Origin of the sequence: Algoriphagus aquaeductus (assembly GCF_003253485.1) — a bacterium.
GTDB lineage: Bacteria > Bacteroidota > Bacteroidia > Cytophagales > Cyclobacteriaceae > Algoriphagus > Algoriphagus aquaeductus.
In genome coordinates this window covers 243,075-261,874 of the sequence record NZ_QKTX01000003.1, presented here as the reverse complement: position 1 = coordinate 261,874, position 18,800 = coordinate 243,075, and the positions used below count along the sequence as shown (strand labels likewise).

Annotated in this window: 11 protein-coding genes; 10 read left to right on the top strand and 1 reads right to left on the bottom strand. The window is 43.6% G+C overall.

The window, feature by feature from the left end; translation table 11 throughout:
- Window positions 1–10: 10 nt before the first annotated feature.
- The 8 genes from ccsA to CLV31_RS05505 all read left to right on the top strand — a co-directional run bounded on the left by ccsA (window position 11) and on the right by CLV31_RS05505 (window position 15,056).
- Window positions 11–3,109: a cytochrome c biogenesis protein CcsA gene (ccsA, locus tag CLV31_RS05540; protein ID WP_111391892.1), complete on the top strand. Its 3,099-nt coding sequence runs from the start codon at window positions 11–13 to the stop codon at window positions 3,107–3,109.
- 133 nt (window positions 3,110–3,242) lie between these two features.
- Window positions 3,243–3,917 (top strand): TlpA family protein disulfide reductase, encoded by a 675-nt coding sequence (locus CLV31_RS05535; protein WP_111391891.1) that lies wholly within the window; start codon window positions 3,243–3,245, stop codon window positions 3,915–3,917.
- A 148-nt stretch (window positions 3,918–4,065) separates the two neighbouring features.
- On the top strand, window positions 4,066–4,482 hold the full coding sequence (locus CLV31_RS05530; RefSeq protein ID WP_220084320.1) for a hypothetical protein: 417 nt from the start codon (window positions 4,066–4,068) through the stop codon (window positions 4,480–4,482).
- 64 nt (window positions 4,483–4,546) lie between these two features.
- Window positions 4,547–4,903, top strand: a complete 357-nt coding sequence (locus CLV31_RS05525; RefSeq protein ID WP_111391890.1) for a hypothetical protein — start codon at window positions 4,547–4,549, stop codon at window positions 4,901–4,903.
- A gap of 322 nt (window positions 4,904–5,225) precedes the next feature.
- A complete protein-coding gene (locus CLV31_RS05520; RefSeq protein WP_111391889.1) occupies window positions 5,226–9,407 on the top strand; it encodes an ATP-binding protein in 4,182 nt (1,393 codons plus the stop codon).
- Window positions 9,408–9,531: 124 nt separating this feature from the next.
- The gene (locus CLV31_RS05515; protein ID WP_111391888.1) at window positions 9,532–12,912 is read left to right on the top strand and encodes a response regulator; all 3,381 of its coding nucleotides are present in this window, start codon (window positions 9,532–9,534) and stop codon (window positions 12,910–12,912) included.
- Between the two features lie 38 nt (window positions 12,913–12,950).
- On the top strand, window positions 12,951–13,331 hold the full coding sequence (locus CLV31_RS05510; protein WP_111391887.1) for a response regulator transcription factor: 381 nt from the start codon (window positions 12,951–12,953) through the stop codon (window positions 13,329–13,331).
- A 39-nt stretch (window positions 13,332–13,370) separates the two neighbouring features.
- Entirely contained in the window at window positions 13,371–15,056 is a 1,686-nt protein-coding gene (locus CLV31_RS05505) for an adenylate/guanylate cyclase domain-containing protein (protein WP_111391886.1), read from the top strand.
- Window positions 15,057–15,436: 380 nt separating this feature from the next.
- On the opposite strand, the gene CLV31_RS05495 is transcribed toward CLV31_RS05505, so the two are convergent.
- Window positions 15,437–17,911 carry a S9 family peptidase gene (locus CLV31_RS05495; protein ID WP_111392031.1) on the bottom strand — a complete coding sequence of 825 codons (2,475 nt, stop codon included), beginning with the start codon at window positions 17,909–17,911 and terminating at the stop codon, window positions 15,437–15,439.
- Window positions 17,912–18,076: 165 nt separating this feature from the next.
- Here CLV31_RS05495 and CLV31_RS05490 point away from each other — a divergent pair, with 165 nt between their 5' ends.
- Window positions 18,077–18,301, top strand: coding sequence for a hypothetical protein (locus CLV31_RS05490; RefSeq protein WP_111391884.1), 225 nt, complete (start codon window positions 18,077–18,079; stop codon window positions 18,299–18,301).
- Window positions 18,285–18,602 carry a putative toxin-antitoxin system toxin component, PIN family gene (locus tag CLV31_RS05485; protein WP_111391883.1) on the top strand — a complete coding sequence of 106 codons (318 nt, stop codon included), beginning with the start codon at window positions 18,285–18,287 and terminating at the stop codon, window positions 18,600–18,602. The genes CLV31_RS05490 and CLV31_RS05485 overlap by 17 nt, the downstream gene beginning before the upstream one ends.
- Window positions 18,603–18,800 lie beyond the last annotated feature (198 nt).

Genomic DNA, 18,800 nt, shown 5'->3' with positions numbered 1-18,800 from the left:
TACACCGCAAATGAAATTTCTTTTTTCGACCAAAGTCAGTCTGATTTTATTGATTTTGATGGCCATCTCCATGGGTGTGGCCACTTTCGTAGAGAATGACTATGGCACCTTGGTGGCTCGAAATTGGATTTATGAAGCCAAGTGGTTTGAATTGATCATGGCTTGGTTGGCGGTGAATTTTCTGTTTCACATCCGGCAATACCGACTTTTTTCCAGAGAAAAACTCGCCATCGGACTGTTTCACATCGCTTTTGTGATCATTGTGATGGGGGCAGGGATCACCCGATACTTCAGCAAGGAAGGCATCATCCACATTCGGGAAGGACAATCCCAAAACATCTTTTACACGGCAGAAAATTATCTGCAAGTCAGCAATGAAGAAGGTAACCTCAGCACGCTTTCCCGAGAATATATCCCCAAAGTCTTTCGGCCCGAAAAGCACTCCTTGAGCTTGAATGGCCAGGAATTTATCTTCCATGTCGAGGAGTATATCAGCGGTGCCAGACAGGAGTTTGTACCCGGTGAGGAAACATTGATTGAACTTTCGGTTTTGAATGAAGGAGTAAGGCAGGATTTTGTCCTCAAAAAAGGGCAAAATTTGACCGCGGGGGAGCTTCTGATCTCCACGGAAGAAAATACGGCTGCACAAATTCAGCTAGCCAAAAACGATAGCATATGGACTTTGACCTCCGGCTTTCCCTTGCAATTGATGGACATGGCTACCCAGCAGATGGGGAATCAGGATTCCATGGTGACTGCTCCCCTCAAAATCAGGACGCTCTATCAATGGGAAAACGGAGCCCTCGTGATTCGGGCCATCCAAGAAAATGTGAAGCAAATACTTGCTCCCGAGCCTGATGAAAAAATTGCCAAAGACTACCTGGACGGAGTCAAAATTTCGGTTTTGGATGCTTCGCAAAATCTCCTTCAAACAGGCTATTTCCTCAAAGTCAACCGAAACCCAGAATGGGTAGAATTCGCTTTCGAAGGAAAAAACTACCGATTCACTTACGGACCAAAGGCCCAAAATTTACCTTTCGCACTTTATTTGAATGACTTCCAATTGGAGCGATATCCGGGATCGAGCAGTCCTTCGAGCTATGCCAGTGAGGTCATGGTGCAGGATGAGGGAGAATCTTGGCCTTATCGGATTTTCATGAATAACGTACTCGATCACAAAGGATTCCGATTCTACCAAAGCTCTTATGATTCCGACGAACAAGGCACGGTCCTATCCATCAACCGGGATAGACCGGGAACTTACCTTACCTATCTTGGGTATACCCTCTTGACCTTGGGAATGATTTGGACGCTTTTTGCTCCGGGTAGTCGCTTCCAATTGATCTTGAAAAAGCTTGGGAAACTGGGCCATGCGGCTGTTTTGCTTTTGCTGCTTTCCTTTTCCGGAGAGATCAAAGCTCAGGACAGCACAAGTCGCTGGCTGGTGCCGGAGGAAAAAGCTGCCGCCTACGGTCGCTTGATCGTGCAGGATTTAGACGGTCGCATGAAGCCGCTGAATACCCTTGCCCATGAAATCGTGCGAAAAATCTACGGAAAAAGCAGGGTCAAGCTTTCACTTCCAGAAGGAGAAATCACGCTTAATCCCGAGCAGTTTATCCTTGCGGCACAGCTTGATCCGGAAACTTGGAGCAAACTTCCACTGATCAAAGTGGAAGGAAAAAAAGCCTTTGAAATCTTTGAAGCGCTGGATAGGGAACCCACCGATCATCTTTCCTTTTTGGAGCTGATCAGTAAGGAGGGGCAATACAAGCTGATCGCTCAGGTCGAGGAAGCCAATCAACTCAAGCCTTCCCAGCGAACCGAGGGACACAACGAGCTGTTGAAAGTAGACGAGCGCTTCAATATCTTCTACGGCCTGCTGATCGGAGATTTCCTGAAGCTTTTTCCAAATCAGCAGGATGCCAACAACACGTGGTTCACAAGCAAACAAGCCGCAGCAGGGTTTACGGAAGAGGATGGGATTTTTGTCCAAAACATCTCCGGGATTTACCTGAGAGCTTTGCAAAAAGGAATCGAATCGGGCGAATGGAGCGAGGCGGATGAAACGCTGGAATACATCGATCTTTTCCAGCGAAAGGCCGGTTCGGAGGTGTATCCCAATGATTTCGAAATCGAAGCCGAGTTACTCTATACCCGAATCAATCTTGGAAACCGCCTTTTTGGGATTTTCTGGCTTTTGGGAGTGATCATGTTGGCTTTGGGAATCACCCTGCTTTTCAAGCAAAACGGCGGACTTTTTCTCGCTTGGAAAATCGGTTCTTGGCTGGCTTGGATCGGGTGGATCGCCTTTACCACCCACCTGGCCTTACGATGGTATATCGCCAAGCATCCACCTTGGAGCGACGGATTCGAAATGCTGGTATTTGTTGCCTGGGGGGTCTTATTTTTCGGATTGGTATTTTCAGGAAAGTCGAAATTTACCATTCCTCTGGCACTGCTTTTCTCAGGAACCTTACTCTTTGTCAGCTTTTTAGACTGGCTCAATCCCGAAATCACCAATCTCATGCCGGTCCTCAACTCCTATTGGCTCAAAATCCACGTGGCCGTGATTGTGAGCGGCTATGCTCCTTTGGCTCTTTCGGCAATTATCGGATTGATGAGTTTGCTCTTTTTGATCTTCAAACCAAAAACTCCCCAAGTCACCTGGTGGCGAGCCCAAAAAGAGCTGATCGCTGTCAATGAGCTGTCGATCACCATTGGGTTGTTTTTGTTGACGGTCGGGACCTTCCTTGGGGGAGTTTGGGCCAATGAAAGCTGGGGTAGGTATTGGGCTTGGGACCCCAAAGAAACCTGGGCATTGATTTCGGTTTTGGTTTACGCGGTCATATTGCACCTGAGATTGGTGCCTGCTACCCGATCAGCGATTATATATCATTTGGCGAGTTTGTGGGGATTTTCTTCGATCGTGATGACTTCATTTGGAGTCAATTATTACCTCAGTGGCCTGCATTCTTATGCCAAAGGAGATCCAGTCCCTGTTCCCAGTTGGGTGTATTGGGCAGTAGCGGTATTGTTGGTGGTATCCGTTTTGGCAGTGAGGCAGTTCAGGAAATTGAACCTGGAGGAAAAGGAGAACCTGAGGGTTTGATATTTTCTCGAAATTGAAGTCTAAACTTCATGAAAGACAATCATAAATAAAGTCTTGGGAAACTCCCTTGTCTTCTCTAACTAAAATCCCTATATTAAATCCAAATAATACTTTACTCTAATTCTTAATTCAAATGCGTTTCCTTTTTCTCTGTTTTTTCCTCGTGGCCCAGCCGTCTTTTTCCCAAACTAAAGAACTCCGAGCTTATTCAACCCCGAGTCCCGAACTCAGCGGCAAGCTCTTCAACACCCAAACCGGAGAATTCCTGTCCGATGAAGAGATCCAAAAGCTAAAATCTGAGATCCCCAAATTCCAATACGAACCCGTCTATGACATAGCCGGCAAGGTGGAAAAATACCTTTTCGATCCTGAAGACCCTCGTAAGGTCATCCTCAGAAATCCAGCGCTTCAACCCAAAGTGGGTGAAGAATTTCCTGAATTTGTATTTCAGACTGTGAAAGGCAAAGAGGTCACCACAGCTTCCATGCGTGGCAATTGGAGTCTGCTCTTCTTTAAAAACTCTATTTCTACCCTTCATCAGGCCCAATTCGATCAGTTGCTTGCAGACTTAAATGAAGCCTCAACGGAGGTGAAAATTCAAGCGATTGCGATTTTTGCCTACGATGAGCCCATCGAACCCCTCCTCGAAAATCATCCGATCGATGGTGTCAAAAACGGAAATGGATTTTTCCAACGTTTTCATCTGACTTCCATGCCTACCGTCTTTTTGATCAATCCCGAAGGACAAATCGCAGCCAAGTTTGAAGGAACCAAACCGATTGATTTTCAATCGTTTCTTGAGAATTAAGTGAAAAATCGAACCGAATTTGAGACGTTGAAATGGAGATTTTCTTAGCAAATAGGTTCAGTATTTCTTTCCCTGTTTGAAGACTTTCAAGACTCAAAGGCACTATCTTAATCCTAAAATAAATCACGCCTCATAAACTATATCACCTATGAATGGAAGCTACAAAGGAGTCATGCTCGGAACCCTCGTTTCTTGGTTCCTCTTTGGTCTGATCGGTTTCGGCCTTTGGGGTTGCCCAACATACAATGTCTGGCAGCAGGAGATGTCCGGTCGAGCAGAATTTGCAAAAGCCGAGCAAAACAGACGCATCCTGATCGAAGAAGCCGCGGCCAATCTTGAAGCTGAAAAACTCAATGCCCAAGCCGAAGTGGAACGTGCCAAAGGTGCCGCCGAAGCGATTGCCATCGAAAATGGAGCAATCTCCGAAAAGTACATCCAATACCTATGGGTGAGACAGCAGAAAAATCTCGGAGACAAAACAGTCATATATATACCGACAGAAGCCAATCTGCCGATTTTGGAATCTACCAGGGGGATTCAGGTTCCTAAAGTACCCAATCCATGATTTGAAGGAATAGCACCAAAAAGAACTTCCTTCGTAAAAGTGAAGTAATCAAACACAGACCAACATGAAAAAGATCTCCACACTACTTCTATTCATCCTTGGGTTTGCTTCCATCACTTTGGCCCAAGAAACGGAATCTTCCAAACGAAGCCTTGTGCAGATAAAAGATGTAAAAATTAGACTTCCAAAATCACTTGAGCTCCTCGATCTTGATTTTGGAGATACGATAAGACTTGAACCACCGATCATTTTTACTCTAGAAAACCCATTTAATGACAAGGACGTCATCATCTTCCCTCCTTCTCAAGATCCTGTTTATTTAAAAGGAATTTACGAATTACCAGACCCACAAAGCAGAATGCCTATTGTGGCCTTTCCCGAAAAATATCATTACAAAATCTTGATCAAAGCGTATAAGTAATCCAATCGAGAATTGATGTTTTTTTTCATTCAGTAATCTTCAAATCAACTGACTTTAACATGGGTTGAGGTTTCTGAGAATAATTCTGGGCCTTATACAAAATGTCCGCTTGGTCTTCAGGAGGTAAGGGATTGAAAATGAGAACAAGGCCCTTAAATCCCAATCTCGAAAAATAATTCTGTCCCGAGCGATGGCTCAACTTCACTTTTCTATTTTCAGCAATTTGCAATACTTTTTCTTATGGGTTCAACCCTATCAGGGCAATCAATATTCTATGGAATAAAAGTTTTATATTCCTTAATAGAACCACCCAAAAGCCTATATGAAGAAGCAAAAGGCAGACTCTGATGCTGAAGCCCTCAAGGTCTATCACCGATATTGGGATAGCTATACCAAAGGAGAATTAGAGACATTTGCCTCCACACTGGATGATCATTTTGAAATGATCGGAACTTCTGAAACGGAAGTTTGCCATTCCAAGGCTGATGGGATTGCTTTTTACACCTCCCAAATGCATGAGGTGGTAGGCAAAGTGGAAATGAGAAACCGCCAAATTGTCCCTATCTGGCTCAATCCCCTGGTGCTGATCAATGAAATCTGTGATATCTATGTCCAAACGGATGCAGGATGGAATTTTTATTCCAAACTCCGATTGTCAACACTTCTGAGGGAAACAAGGGACGGTTGGAAGGTGGTGCAGCAGCATGGCTCTTTACCTGACATGAGGGTAGGAGAAGGTGAAACCCTGGCTATCGAAAAAATAACGAAGGAAAACCTCGAGCTCCGGGATGCGATCAAACGAAGAACGATCGAGCTGGAAAATAAGAGCCGTGAACTGGAGATTGAAGCTTCATTGGAGCGGGTTAGGGCGGTCGCCTTGGGTATGCAAAATCCGGCCGATATCCTTGATATCTGTAAAGTCATGTTTAAAGAGTTGAAATCACTTGGCTTTACAGATTTGAGAAATACGATAATTAATTTCTGGGATGATTCAAGCAATTCGTTGATTGATTATGATTATTCGGATTTTGCAGGTGCCAACAGCGCAAAAATTGCATACAGCAGCCATCCTATTTTTGAACAATTCCAAAAGAGAATCAGGAAATCCAAAGACTCATTTGCCAAACTGGTGGTTAAAAAGAAGTATTTGGAAAGCTGGAAACAGCGCCGAAGAGACAGTGGGGAATACGAAGACCCACGCCTGAATGACCTTTCTGAACTTTATTATTATTTCTATTCTATCGGGGTAGGGGCTATTGGAATTTCTACTTTCAACCCTCTTACGAATGTGAACCTTGACTTGCTCAAGCGCTTCAGAAATGTTTTTGTGTTTGCCTACCGAAGATATATGGATGTGGCAAAAGCGGAAGCGCAAGCGAGGGAAGCACAGATTGAAGCAGCATTGGAACGAGTCAGGGCTCAAACCATGGCCATGCACAGCAGCGAGGACGTGGGAAAATGTGTGGTCAAAATGTTCAGTGAACTTACCGCCCTTGGGGTGGATGAAGGGACCCGATTTGGGATTGGAATCTTAAATCATGACAACGAAAACAATCAGCTCTGGACCGCACGAAAAGATGGTAACGAAGTCAATATGCATATCGGCAACATCGATATGTCCGCACACCCTTTGCTGAAAAGTGCCCGTAAGGCCTGGAAGGAGCAGGTTCCCTTTCACAAGTATGTGTTGGAAGGAGAAGATTTGCTGAACTATTATCGGATGCTCAATACCGCGCCTGGTTACACAATCCAGATTCCCCTAGAACAATTACCCCAAAAAGAAATCCAACACTGTTTCATTTTCGAGCATGGATTCTTTTATGCTTTTAGCCCCCATGAATTCCAATCCGAATTGATTCAAGTAATTAAGCGGTTCAGTTCACTTTTTGAACAAACTTACCGACGGTATTTGGATCTGGTAAGAGCAGAGGCACAGGCTAAAGAAGCGCAGATTGAAGCGGCATTAGAGCGTGTGAGGGCAAGGGCAATGGCGATGCATGTATCCCAGGAATTAGAACAGGTAGCGCATGAATTGAGAACTCAAATAGGATTATTGGGTACGAATGAACAATTGGAAACCTGTGCGATAAATCTATACGATGAATCAGAGGAGAGCGTCCTGGCATGGGGTGCGACACGCCTGCCTGATAGCAAAAACGAAATTGTAGACTATAATTTCTACGTACCTAAAGTGGGTATAAAGCTGATCGAAAAAATCCTCCAGGCATATAAGTCCAACATGGAGGAATATCTCTTACGCCTGGAGGGGACTGATATGGTACAATGGCTTAACGTGTTGAAGCGGGTGAAGCCGGATTTATTTTCTCTTGTGGATGAAGCCGTAGATTTTACTTCTACCGGTCAACATACCGCTTGGTTTTCATGCGCTTTCTTTCCGGGTGGCACATTGGTGATGATAACCTTTTCCGAGCCTGACAATCAGTCCCGGATTCTATTGAAGCGATTTTCCCAGGTATTTGGACTCGCTTACCGAAGATTTGCCGACTTGAAAAAAGCAGAAGCACAAGCAAGAGAAGCCAAGATTGAGGCTGCCTTGGAAAGGGTACGTTCCCGATCCCTAGCCATGCACGGAAGTGATGAGCTGAATGAAGTGGTCTTGGTATTATTCGAAAGACTAAATGACCTTCAGATTCCGGTGACCGCTGTGGGTATCAGCATAAGCATAGAAGGCTCAAAAGAGCTGGATAATTATACATGCGGACTGGTTGAAAGCGGTATAGCCATCAACAAGTACCGTCTACCCTACTTTGATCACAGAATTGCCAATGATTTTTTTGAGGCCAGGGAAAAGCAGCTTGATTTTTTTGTTGGGAATTATTCAAAGCAGGAAAAAGACAGTTTCTATGAATATGTAATTAATCATACGGAGTTGAAAAATGAATTGACGGAGGACATAAAGCAATTTATTTTTCAAAGCCCTTCTTACTCTATTTCCGTGGTGACCACAAAAAACACCATGATTACCCTAAATGATTTTGAAGGAAAATCATTGTCGGATGAGGAAATAGATATTTTGAAACGTTTTGCCAAAGTCTTCGAACAAACCTACACCCGTTTCCTAGACCTGCAAAAGGCAGAAGCCCAAGCCCTGGAGGCGACCAAGCAGGCCTCTTTGGATCGGGTGCGGGGTGTAATTGCCAGTATGCGGTCGGCTACTGATTTGGAATTGATTACACCGTTAATTTTTAGAGAACTGACCGTACTGGGAGTTCCTTTTATCCGCTGTGGGGTTTTTATTATCAATGAAAAACAAGAACTGGTAGAAGCTTATCTCTCTTCCCCAGAAGGCACCTCACTCGGGGTTTTGAGGCTTCCTTTTGATGCGAGCGAACTCACTTATCAAACAGTCGAAGCTTGGCGAAAGGGGGTAATTCACAGACAACATTGGAGCCGGGAAGATTTTGTCCATTGGATCAGGCAATTGATGGAGCAGGATCAGATTCAGGACGGCAGCACCTATCAGGGGGCTGCCGCTCCTCCGGAATCGCTTGATTTGCACTTTGTGCCATTCACCCAAGGGATGCTTTACGTGGGTGCAGTCAGTATCTTGGATGAAAAGGAATTGGAATTGGTACAGGCGCTGGCCAAGGCCTTTTCCATTGCGTATGCCCGATACGAGGATTTTGTCAAGCTGGAGCAAGCTAAATCTGAAGTAGAATCCGCCATGAGCGAACTCAAATCCACCCAAGCACAACTCATCCAACAGGAAAAACTTGCCTCCCTCGGTCAGCTTACCGCTGGCATCGCTCATGAAATCAAGAACCCCCTGAATTTTGTAAATAATTTCTCTGAGGTTTCGGTGGACTTGATCGGAGAGACCTTGGAAGAAATGGAAAAGGGAGAAAAGAGAGACCACACCCTTATTCGGGACAATTTGGAAGACCTTCAGTCTAACCTGAGAAAAATCAGGGAGCATGGAGCCCGAGCCAATACAATAGTGACCTCCATGCTCCAACATTCTAGAGGTAGCTCAGGCAAAAAAGAACCCACTGACCTAAATGTCTTCATCAAAGAATCAGTCAACCTAAGTTATCACGGGATGCGGGCTGGTAAGAATCCGATCAATGTGGAGATCAACCTGGATTTGGATCCAAAAATCCATGAAACACCATTGATCAAAGAGGATTTTTCCAGAGTAATCATCAACCTCTGCAATAATGCTTTTGATGCGATGAGGAGTAAAACCCTCCAAGGGTTTGAAACCCTTGGAGGGTTAGAACCTTACCAACCCAAGCTTACCGTCCGCACCAAATCCGAGAATGACCACATGCTTATCTCAGTCGAAGACAACGGTCCCGGAATCCCTGAAGAAATCAAGGAAAAAATCCTCCAACCATTCTTCACTACCAAAAAGGGTACAGAAGGAACAGGACTCGGGTTGAGCATTGCGCATGATATTGTAAAAGCACATGGCGGAGAGTTGAAAGTAAAAACCAAAGAAGGAGAAGGAACTGAGTTTATTATCCAGTTGCCCATTGTCTAACACATACTTCCCCGGTAAATAGTGCTTTTTTGGTAAAAGCTGAAATATTAGAATTTGTCTCCTAACTATCCGCTAATTATATTATGGTAAAGTTTATTCACCTCACTATTAGCTGGATATATTCATGAGAAAAGTCTTTTTAGTATTGGCTTTATTTGCCCTTACCTTTTATTGCCATGCCCAGTCCCCTGAAATAGAACAATTAAGGAAACAAATTCAAAACCATACCCAACAGGATACTGCCCGGGTAAATCTCCTGATTAAAATCTGTTATAGTAGCCCTTCTATCTCTACAGAGGAAGCAGAAAAATATGCCGCTGAAGCACTTTCACTTTCTAGAAAGTTACAGTATGCCGAAGGGGAGGGTTTTGCTTTGGCCTTGGAATCAAGGTTGAACATGTTAAAAAGAAACATGGAAACTGCATTTACACAGTTGATAAAGGCAGACTCTATAACCAAAAAGACTAATAATTCAGTGTTACAGGTCAGAGTATATTTAAATTTCCTTTCATACTATAACAGCATTAATGATTACAGGAAGGCACTTTCTTATGCCCTCCAAGCAGAGGAATTAGCTCTGCAATTGGAAAACATCGAATTGATAGAGACAACCCAACGTCAAATTGCCAATAGTTACAGGGTTTTGGGAGATTACGCCAAGTCCTTGGATTACGGCATTAAATCTCTTAGGAATGCTGAAAAACTGAATAATCAAATACGCTTATACAACTCTTGGAATGCTCTGGCACAAACATATAGCCTAATAGGCGAATATGAAAAAGCAAATGACTATCTGCAAAAGTCGATCAGTCTTCACAAAGAGCTTAATTATGGAAATACACAGTTAGCAAATCTTTATAATGGAGTCGGTGAAAATTACCGGTTGGATAGAAAATATCCTGAGGCGATTACGGAATATAACCGGGCATTAAGTTATGCATCTACCGTAACTGACAGTTTGGTACCGCTAAGTAATCTGGCTGACGTGTATGTCAGTATGGACAGTTTGTCCCTGGCATTTCAATATGGATATCAATCCCTTGAAAAGGCCAAGAAATCAGGAGATAATTCAGTGGATGCCTGGATATTCGGGATTCTGGCACGTGCCCATGTGAAACAAAACAGACCCGATAGTGCACTCTACTACGCTGATAAAGGATATAATCTTGGCCTCCAAACTGGATACATGGAGGATATGCGAGACAATGCAAGGGTATTGGCTGATGCGTATGCGCTGAAAAAAGATTATAAAAATGCCTACGATTATCATAAAACTTATATCAGCTATCGGGATAGTATGACCTCGGCAGAAGTAAAAAACAAAGCCGCAATGTTGGAGTACAACTTTGAAATGGAGAAAAAGGAAGATGAGATTGTCCTGCTAAACGAACAGAAAAAATCACAACAAAACTTTCTGATCAGTGCCTTGATTGTGTTGGGACTGATCCTGATTACCGTTTTCTTATTGCTCCGAAATAACCGGATTAAACAAAAAGCAAACCTTCTGCTCCAACAGCAAAAACAGGAAATCGACGAAAAGGCAAATCAGCTTGCTTTAAAAGCTGAAGAACTCTCGGCAGTCAACCGGGTATCAAATGCACTCGCTTCCTATACCTCTTTGGATGAAATCATTCACCTGGTAGGAGACCAAATGAAAGAATTGTTCAAGGCAAACATCGTTTATCTGGCATTTTTGGATAAAAAGACAAACATGATCAATTTCCCCTACCAATACGGGGATGTGATGCCCGGTCAAAAATTCGGAGAAGGGCTAACTTCCAAAATCCTGAGCTCCGGAAAACCGCTGTTGATCAATCAAAATGTAGAGGAAATGACCCAAAAATTAGGAGCCTCCCGATTGGGGTTACCCTCAGCATCCTATTTGGGAGTGCCAATTTTCCGGGGAAAGGAAGCCATTGGTGTATTAAGTGTTCAAAGTACTGAATCGGAAAACCGCTTTAATGAAAGTGATTCCAATTTGCTTTCTACCATTGCCTCTTCCGTAGGGGTCGCCATCAACAAGGCTCAACTTTTTGAGGAAGTGGTGGCTTCCAAAAAAGCGGCAGAACAGGCAAATGAGGCCAAGAGTGCATTCCTATCCACTGTCAGCCATGAATTGAGGACGCCTTTGACTTCTGTATTGGGCTTTGCCAAAATCATTCAGAAAAGACTGGAGGAAAAGATATTCCCCTTGGTAGATCGAAAAGACCCCAAAACAGAAAAAACCATCCATCAGGTTTCTGAAAACCTGAATGTAGTCATTTCTGAAGGTGAGCGACTTACCACCCTGATCAATGATGTGCTGGATTTAGCCAAAATCGAGGCTGGAAAAATGGAATGGAGCCAGGAAGAGGTTGCTTTGCCTGAAGTGGTAGAGCGGGCGATTGCGGCAACCACTTCCCTATTTGAACATAAAAACCTAAAACTAATCCGGGATATAGATCCAACTATTCCGCTGGTTACAGGAGACACCAACAAGCTCATCCAAGTAGTGATCAATTTGATTTCCAATGCAGTCAAATTTACCGATACGGGGTCTGTTACCTGTAGAGTTAAAAAAGTGGGAAATGAAATCATTACCAGCATTCAAGATACCGGAATGGGAATCGCCAAAGAGGACTTTGGGGCAGTATTCGAACAGTTTAAGCAAATCGGGGGGGATACCCTAACCGATAAACCCAAAGGCACAGGATTGGGGCTTCCAATTTGTAAGGAAATAGTCGAGCATCATGGAGGAAGAATCTGGCTGGAAAGTGAAATTGCTAAAGGAACCACTTTTTCCTTTGCACTTCCATTGGTTAAAAAAGAAAACAGCTCAACGTCAACCGGTCCTATCCACCTCAACGAGCTGGTGAAGCAATTAAAGGAGCAGATGGCATTTTCCAAGCTAAAAACTGATGGCACCCATGCGCATATTTTGATTGTGGATGACGAGGAGTCTATCCGATCTCTGTTACGTCAGGAACTCACAGAAGCGGGATATTTAACCTCTGAAGCCAGCAATGGAAAAGAAGCGATCGAATCGATCCGGGAGCATCGGCCGGACCTAATTATACTGGACATTATGATGCCCGAAATCAACGGCTTTGATGTGGCCGCTATTTTGAAAAATGATCCTCAAACGATGGACATTCCTATCATTATTTTGTCCATCGTGCAGGACAAAGCCCGGGGATTCCGAATTGGTGTAGATCGGTATTTGACAAAGCCAATAGACACCTCACAGTTATTCGAAGATATCAGTGCGCTCTTGGAGCAGGGTAAATCCAAAAGAAAAGTAATGGTGGTGGATGAGGATAGTGCAGCCATTCGAACGCTGACGGATGTCCTTCAGACCAAGGGCTACCAAGTCGTCGAATCGGATGGAAAGGAACTGGTCGAAAAGGCCAAAGCAGCTCAACCGGACATTATTATCCTAAACTCCCTGCTTTCTGCTGACGAAGAAATCAAAACCCTTCGCTTTGAAAAGGGATTGGAAAATGTGTTGTTTTTCATTTATCAATAAAAAAATCTTTTAACCGCTAAATATTAAACATCTGAAGAATGTCACAGAAAATTTTAATTGTAGATGATGAGGCCCATATCCGGATGCTCATCGAGCAAACGCTTGAAGAATTAGAGGATGAAGGGGTAGCGTTTTTTACTGCCGAAAATGGCGAAATGGCCTTGGAAGTGATCACCGAAGAAAAACCTGACCTCATATTTTTGGATGTGATGATGCCCAAAATGAATGGAATGGAAGTGTGCCGAAGAGTCAAACAAGAAATGGGCTTAACGAATATTTATATCGTATTACTGACGGCAAAAGGACAGGAATCAGATCGCCAAAAGGGATTGGACGTCGGGGCTGATGTGTATATGACCAAACCTTTTGATCCCGAATTGCTCTTAGAAAAAGCACGGGAAGTGCTGGAGTTACCCTAAGCTTTTGGCTTAATACAACCTAAATTCAAAAATCTCTAAATGGCAAAACTGGCGATTAAAGCATTGTTTGGGCGAAATGAACCCTTAAAACCTTGGTTGGATGATTGGTCTGCTCACCACCGTGCAAGTTTTTCCATTATTGATCCTTCAGGCAAGCATATATATGGCAGGGAAGAATATTCGGATTTTAAATATGCTATTCCCATTGACTTTGAAAACTCCATCATCGCGACACTGTACAGCGATACTGAACTAATCCATCAAGTGGTTGAGGTGGTGAAAATGTTATTGACCAAAGAAGGAGAGAAAAGAAAATTAGGTTCGGAAGTACTTCACCTCTATCAAGAACTTAATATTATATACAGTTTCGCAGAAAATCTTGGAGAGGCCATCTCCTTAGATGCTATTGCCACAATTACCCTCAACCATTCTACTAATTCCATTCCAACGAATGCTGGTGCTATTGTTTTGTTGGATGAATATCAACGAGCCTTGACAATCCCTGCGGTTTCAGGGGAAAAACTGATTGATCCCCACCAATTGGAGAAAAATTATTCGCTTCTGATGCGAGTCGGACTCAATGGGCAATCTTCGATCATTACCGATATCAAAGAACTAAAGGACCGTGGGCTAATAGCCCAAAATGTAATGAGTATTATTTATGCCACCCTGAAAGGCAAAGATCGCGTCCTTGGCGCGATCATTTTGGCTGGAACTCAAACGGATCAATTTACCGCAGCACACTTAAAACTTTTAGTGACTTTGGCTTTGCAATCTTCTTCAGCCATGGAGTCCGCACTACTTTTTGAAAAAAATATTCGGGAGATAAAAATGCGGGAGGAAGCAATACTCCGTATCAATGAAGTCATTAAAAAATTTGTCCCTAATGAGTTTATTTCTTCCCTGGGCAAAGAAAATATAACGGATGTCAAACTGGGCGATCAAGTTGAAAAAATAGTAACTGTTTTGTTTACAGATATCCGTGATTTCACGACCCTTTCAGAACGGATGAGTCCCGAAGAAAACTTCCGGTTTGTTTCCTCTTTCAATGAAGTTTTAGGACCGATTATCAGAAGCCACAGAGGCTTTATTAATCAATATCTCGGTGATTCCATCATGGCAATTTTTCCAATTCAACCAGAGGATGCCCTCCTCGCTGCCATTGAAATGCAGCGGGCTGTCCGAAAATTAAACCAAAAACGAACTCAAAATGGTGAGCCTCCCATACAGGCAGGCATAGGAATGCACACAGGTTCACTGATTATGGGAATTACCGGCGATGAGCACCGCTTGGATGCAGCTACCATCAGTGATACTGTCAATACAGCTTCCCGAATTGAAAGTCTGACCAAATATTACAAATCGCCTTTGTTACTGAGTGATGAAACATTCAAGAGAATCCCAAATCCCTCCAGATTTGATTTTAGACGATTGGGAAAGGTTCTCCTAAAGGGGAAAAATAATCTGCTCAGTGTGGTGGAATGTATGAATGGGATGGAAGAGGGTTTAGCCTCAAAAAGAAAAAAAAACATGAGTGACTTTGATATGGGAATGGAACTGTATCAGCTAGGTCAATTTGAGCATGCCGTTCAGCTTTTCAGTAAAGTGGTGGACTCAGACGAAGAAGATCATACAGTAAAAGTATTTTTTGAAAAGGCAAAAAAATTCTTGTCAGAAGGTGCTCCCAAAAATTGGAACGGAGCTGAGGAAATGCTGTCAAAATAGCCTTCAATTAGCTGTGGAACTCTCGGGCATTCTTGGGCAATTCCACTCTTTACCCCCCCTTTTTTTCTATAGGAACACTTTAACTATCCTTTGCGATTTCTGTGGTAAAGAAAGAAAGCCTTCAAGGTTCATTAAAACCTCAAAGGTTCTCCAAAAAGCGAAGCTTTTCCTCCGTGTTCTCTAAAAGGCCGATTTTATCCGAAAAGATTGAAGTAACTATCCGCTCCTGGGGCCACAAAATCAAGCTCTATGTGGCCCTCGGTGGCAAAAATCTCTTTGTGATCCTTGGTGTCCTTTGCTGTAAAAAAGAAAACCTTCGAGGTTCATTAAAACCTCAAAGGTTCCCAAAAAAGGCTTCGACTTCGCTTTACCTGACTTAATTACTTATCCTTCGGCTTGTCCCGCTGCATCTCCACCATATCCACCGGAGGTGGAGCCGTATCTCCAAGCAAATGAGCCACAAAGTAATCCCCCATTTTCCAAAAGAAATACTCGGTCATATCTCCATAGCCATGTCGTTGGCCGGGCAGGATTACAAACTCAAAACGCTTACCGGCTTTGATCAGTGCATTGGCCATGCGGATGGTTCCGGCAGGATGCACGTTGTTATCCACATCGCCGGTGCTGAGCATTAGGTGACCTTTGAGGTTTTTGGCTAGGTCCGGGTTTTTCTCAATCTGATAGACAAAAGTGGTGTCCCCAGTAGGTGAAACTCGCTCCTGCACGCCATGGTGCTTTTCGGACCACCAACGGTTGTAGATGTTGTTTTCGTGATTTCCGGCTGAGGATACGGCCACTTTGAACACTTCTGGATAGACCAGCAGCGCAGCCGTGGACATAAATCCTCCGCCGGAGTGCCCGTGAATCCCGACTTTGTTTCGGTCAATGAACGCATGACGATCGGCCAACTGATCCACAGCTGCTTTTTTATCCGCCAAACCGTAGTCTCTCAGATCTCCATAGCCATAATTGTGATACCACTTGGATCGGGCAGGATGTCCTCCTCTATTTCCCAAAGTCACTACTACGAATCCAAACTGAGCCAATCGGTCCGTACGATCCATTCCACGACCAAAAGACTTGTTGACCGCCTCGGTCTGTGGGCCAGGATACACATACTGGATCAATGGATATTTCCGGGTAGAATCAAAATCGAAAGGCTTATACATCACGCCAAAAAGATCGGTAATACCATCATCAGCTTTAAACTTGAATGGCTCCGGAAACTTGTAGCCCGCCGCAAAAAGCTGGCTCAAATCTGCGGTTTCCAAGTCCATTACCTTCGCACCGTTTCGGTCATAAAGCACCGAAGCAGGCACCGTATTGACTCGGGAGAAATTGTTGACAAAGAACGAAGCGTTGTCGTTGATGTTGATCTCATGGTTGAAGTCACCCTTATTGAGCAAGGTAACCGCTCCGCCATCCAAACTGACACTATACAAGTGTTCATAGTAGGGATCTTCTCCTTTTTCACGGCCATTGGCGGTAAAAAACAGTCTTCGGGTTTTGGCATCCACCCGAGCCGCTCCAGCAGTATGGAAAGGTCCCGAAGTCAACTGACGCTTGAGCGAACCGTCTTTTCCGTACAGGTAAAAATGCCCCCAACCATCACGCTCTGACCACCAGATCAGCTCGTTTCCGACAATCTCCAATTTTTCAAAATCGATATAGGTATTGCTTCTTTCCTCGATCACCACTTCTTTTTGGCCTGTAGCCAAATTCCATCGTACCACATCGACTCGCTTCAAATCTCGGGAAGTGATCGCAAAATAGAACTCCTTCAAATCACCCAACCATGTCGCCGGTCTGAAGTCATCATCTCGTGTGTTGCTCGGAGGCGTGGTGGACCAAAGCGAAACAGTCTGATCCTTAAAGGTCGAAATAGGAAGCTTTTTCAACTCTTTGGAGTCAAAAGAATAGTGCAACAGTTCGGTTTGAGGCTGCTCTTTTTCCCCTGGCATGGCATACTTGTACGTCTCCAAAGTAGGGCGTGGATCTCGGGTATTGTGAATCACCCAAAGGTCTTTGACCTTGCGCTGATCGTTTCGGGTGAGGATAAACTGCTTGCTGTCTGTGCTCCAAAGTACCCCAACACGCTTACGGTCATTTTTCTTCTTTTCTACTTCTTCATTGTCGTCACCCCGATCACCCCAACCATACTCGTAATCCTTTTCTCCGTCGGTGGTGAGCTGGTTTTCCACGATGGTAGAGTCTTTTTCATCCTTTACCGCCTTGAGGAAATTGGCTTTATCTATCCAATAAAGGTTGAAGTTTTTGGTATAAACCACTTTGGAGGAATCCGGAGCGATATTGGCCCATGCCAATCGCTTTGGGTCTTTTTCGGTCTCGATCTCATTGAGCTGTTGCGTATTCAGATTGTATCGGAAGGTATGAACCTTCTTTTCGAGGGAATCCTTGGCATTTTTATTCTTTGCTTTGATCTCCGCCCAATCCTTTTTTACCACATCAGCCGTACTCTTTACTTTAAATTGAATCGTGTTTTCATCCTCCAACAGCTTGAGGTCATCCAACTTTAGATGCTGCCCGTCAAATGGATCTTTCACCGCCTTGGTGATCTCAGCAGCGAGTTTGTCCCGATCAAACATAGGACTTTTGGTGCGGCGAACCGGGTCGACTACATACCAGTTTTTACCTTCGCTGGTTTCATATTCATACCAAAAACGATCCGATTTTTTCATCCAATGTGGATCCACACTGGTCGAGAAAATCATTTTTCTAAGTTTTTCCGGAGAAAATCGAGCCGCCAGCTCATAATTTCCTTTGTAAGCAGGTTCTTGGGCAAAAGCCGCCAATGAAGCGATCGCAAAGCCCAATACGAGTAAGGTTTTCCTCATCATCATACCAATTTTTCTTTGGTACGAAACTATATCATGAAATCCAAGCCTCCAGACCGCTCGAGTAAAAGTTGAAAGTTAAACTACCTCGAGATTCAGAAAAACCAACTGCTTCCTAATCATAAAGTCTTATTAATAGTAACTTTATAAAAAACCAACACAGAAATGGAACAGATAAGTATCCCTGTAAAAACTCAACTGGCCAAAGCTTGGGAAAACGCCTCCGACGAACTTAAAAATGAAATAGCCCAATTGCTAGAGGTACAAATCACGCAATTACTTTCCAGTAGCGAGGAACGAAAACAAGTTTTGAAATACTTTCAATCCCTTCAGGAAGACATGAAGAATAAAGGCTTAACCCAAGAAATTTTGGATGACCTCCTCAACTAATCAGCTTTTTATTTTTGACACCAATACATTGATCAGTGGCGCTTTAATTCAAAACTCCTCTCCCGCTCTAGCTTTGATTGTAGCCATAGAATCAGGAGACCTTTGCTTTTCAAAGGATACTTTATTGGAGTTAAAAGAAGTTCTGGAACGAAAGAAATTTGACAAGTATTTATCCCCAAACCAACGATTAGAATTTTTTGAAAATTTAAAAAAAGCAACACGGATCTTTTACCCAGAACGTAAATTTGAACTTGGCAGAGACCCAAATGACAATAAATTCCTGGAGTTGGCCTTTATTTAGGAAGCACACTATTTAATCACAGGCGATCAGGATCTACTGATTTTGAACAAGTTTTATCAAACAAAAATCATTAGTCCATCAGACTTTTTGAGCCAAAAACAAATTTGAAATACATAAATCCAGCCTAAGCTATCCTCACCCTATGCAGGAAGATTCTATGATCTAACTTTCAAGATGTGATTTGTGCCTCCTATAGCA

Coding starts and splice junctions, on each gene's coding strand:
- ccsA (WP_111391892.1), top strand. CDS start 11: ATGAAATTTCTTTTTTCGACCAAAGTCAGTCTGATTTTATTGATTTTG.
- CLV31_RS05535 (WP_111391891.1), top strand. CDS start 3,243: ATGCGTTTCCTTTTTCTCTGTTTTTTCCTCGTGGCCCAGCCGTCTTTT.
- CLV31_RS05530 (WP_220084320.1), top strand. CDS start 4,066: ATGAATGGAAGCTACAAAGGAGTCATGCTCGGAACCCTCGTTTCTTGG.
- CLV31_RS05525 (WP_111391890.1), top strand. CDS start 4,547: ATGAAAAAGATCTCCACACTACTTCTATTCATCCTTGGGTTTGCTTCC.
- CLV31_RS05520 (WP_111391889.1), top strand. CDS start 5,226: ATGAAGAAGCAAAAGGCAGACTCTGATGCTGAAGCCCTCAAGGTCTAT.
- CLV31_RS05515 (WP_111391888.1), top strand. CDS start 9,532: ATGAGAAAAGTCTTTTTAGTATTGGCTTTATTTGCCCTTACCTTTTAT.
- CLV31_RS05510 (WP_111391887.1), top strand. CDS start 12,951: ATGTCACAGAAAATTTTAATTGTAGATGATGAGGCCCATATCCGGATG.
- CLV31_RS05505 (WP_111391886.1), top strand. CDS start 13,371: ATGGCAAAACTGGCGATTAAAGCATTGTTTGGGCGAAATGAACCCTTA.
- CLV31_RS05495 (WP_111392031.1), bottom strand. CDS start 17,911: ATGAGGAAAACCTTACTCGTATTGGGCTTTGCGATCGCTTCATTGGCG.
- CLV31_RS05490 (WP_111391884.1), top strand. CDS start 18,077: ATGGAACAGATAAGTATCCCTGTAAAAACTCAACTGGCCAAAGCTTGG.
- CLV31_RS05485 (WP_111391883.1), top strand. CDS start 18,285: ATGACCTCCTCAACTAATCAGCTTTTTATTTTTGACACCAATACATTG.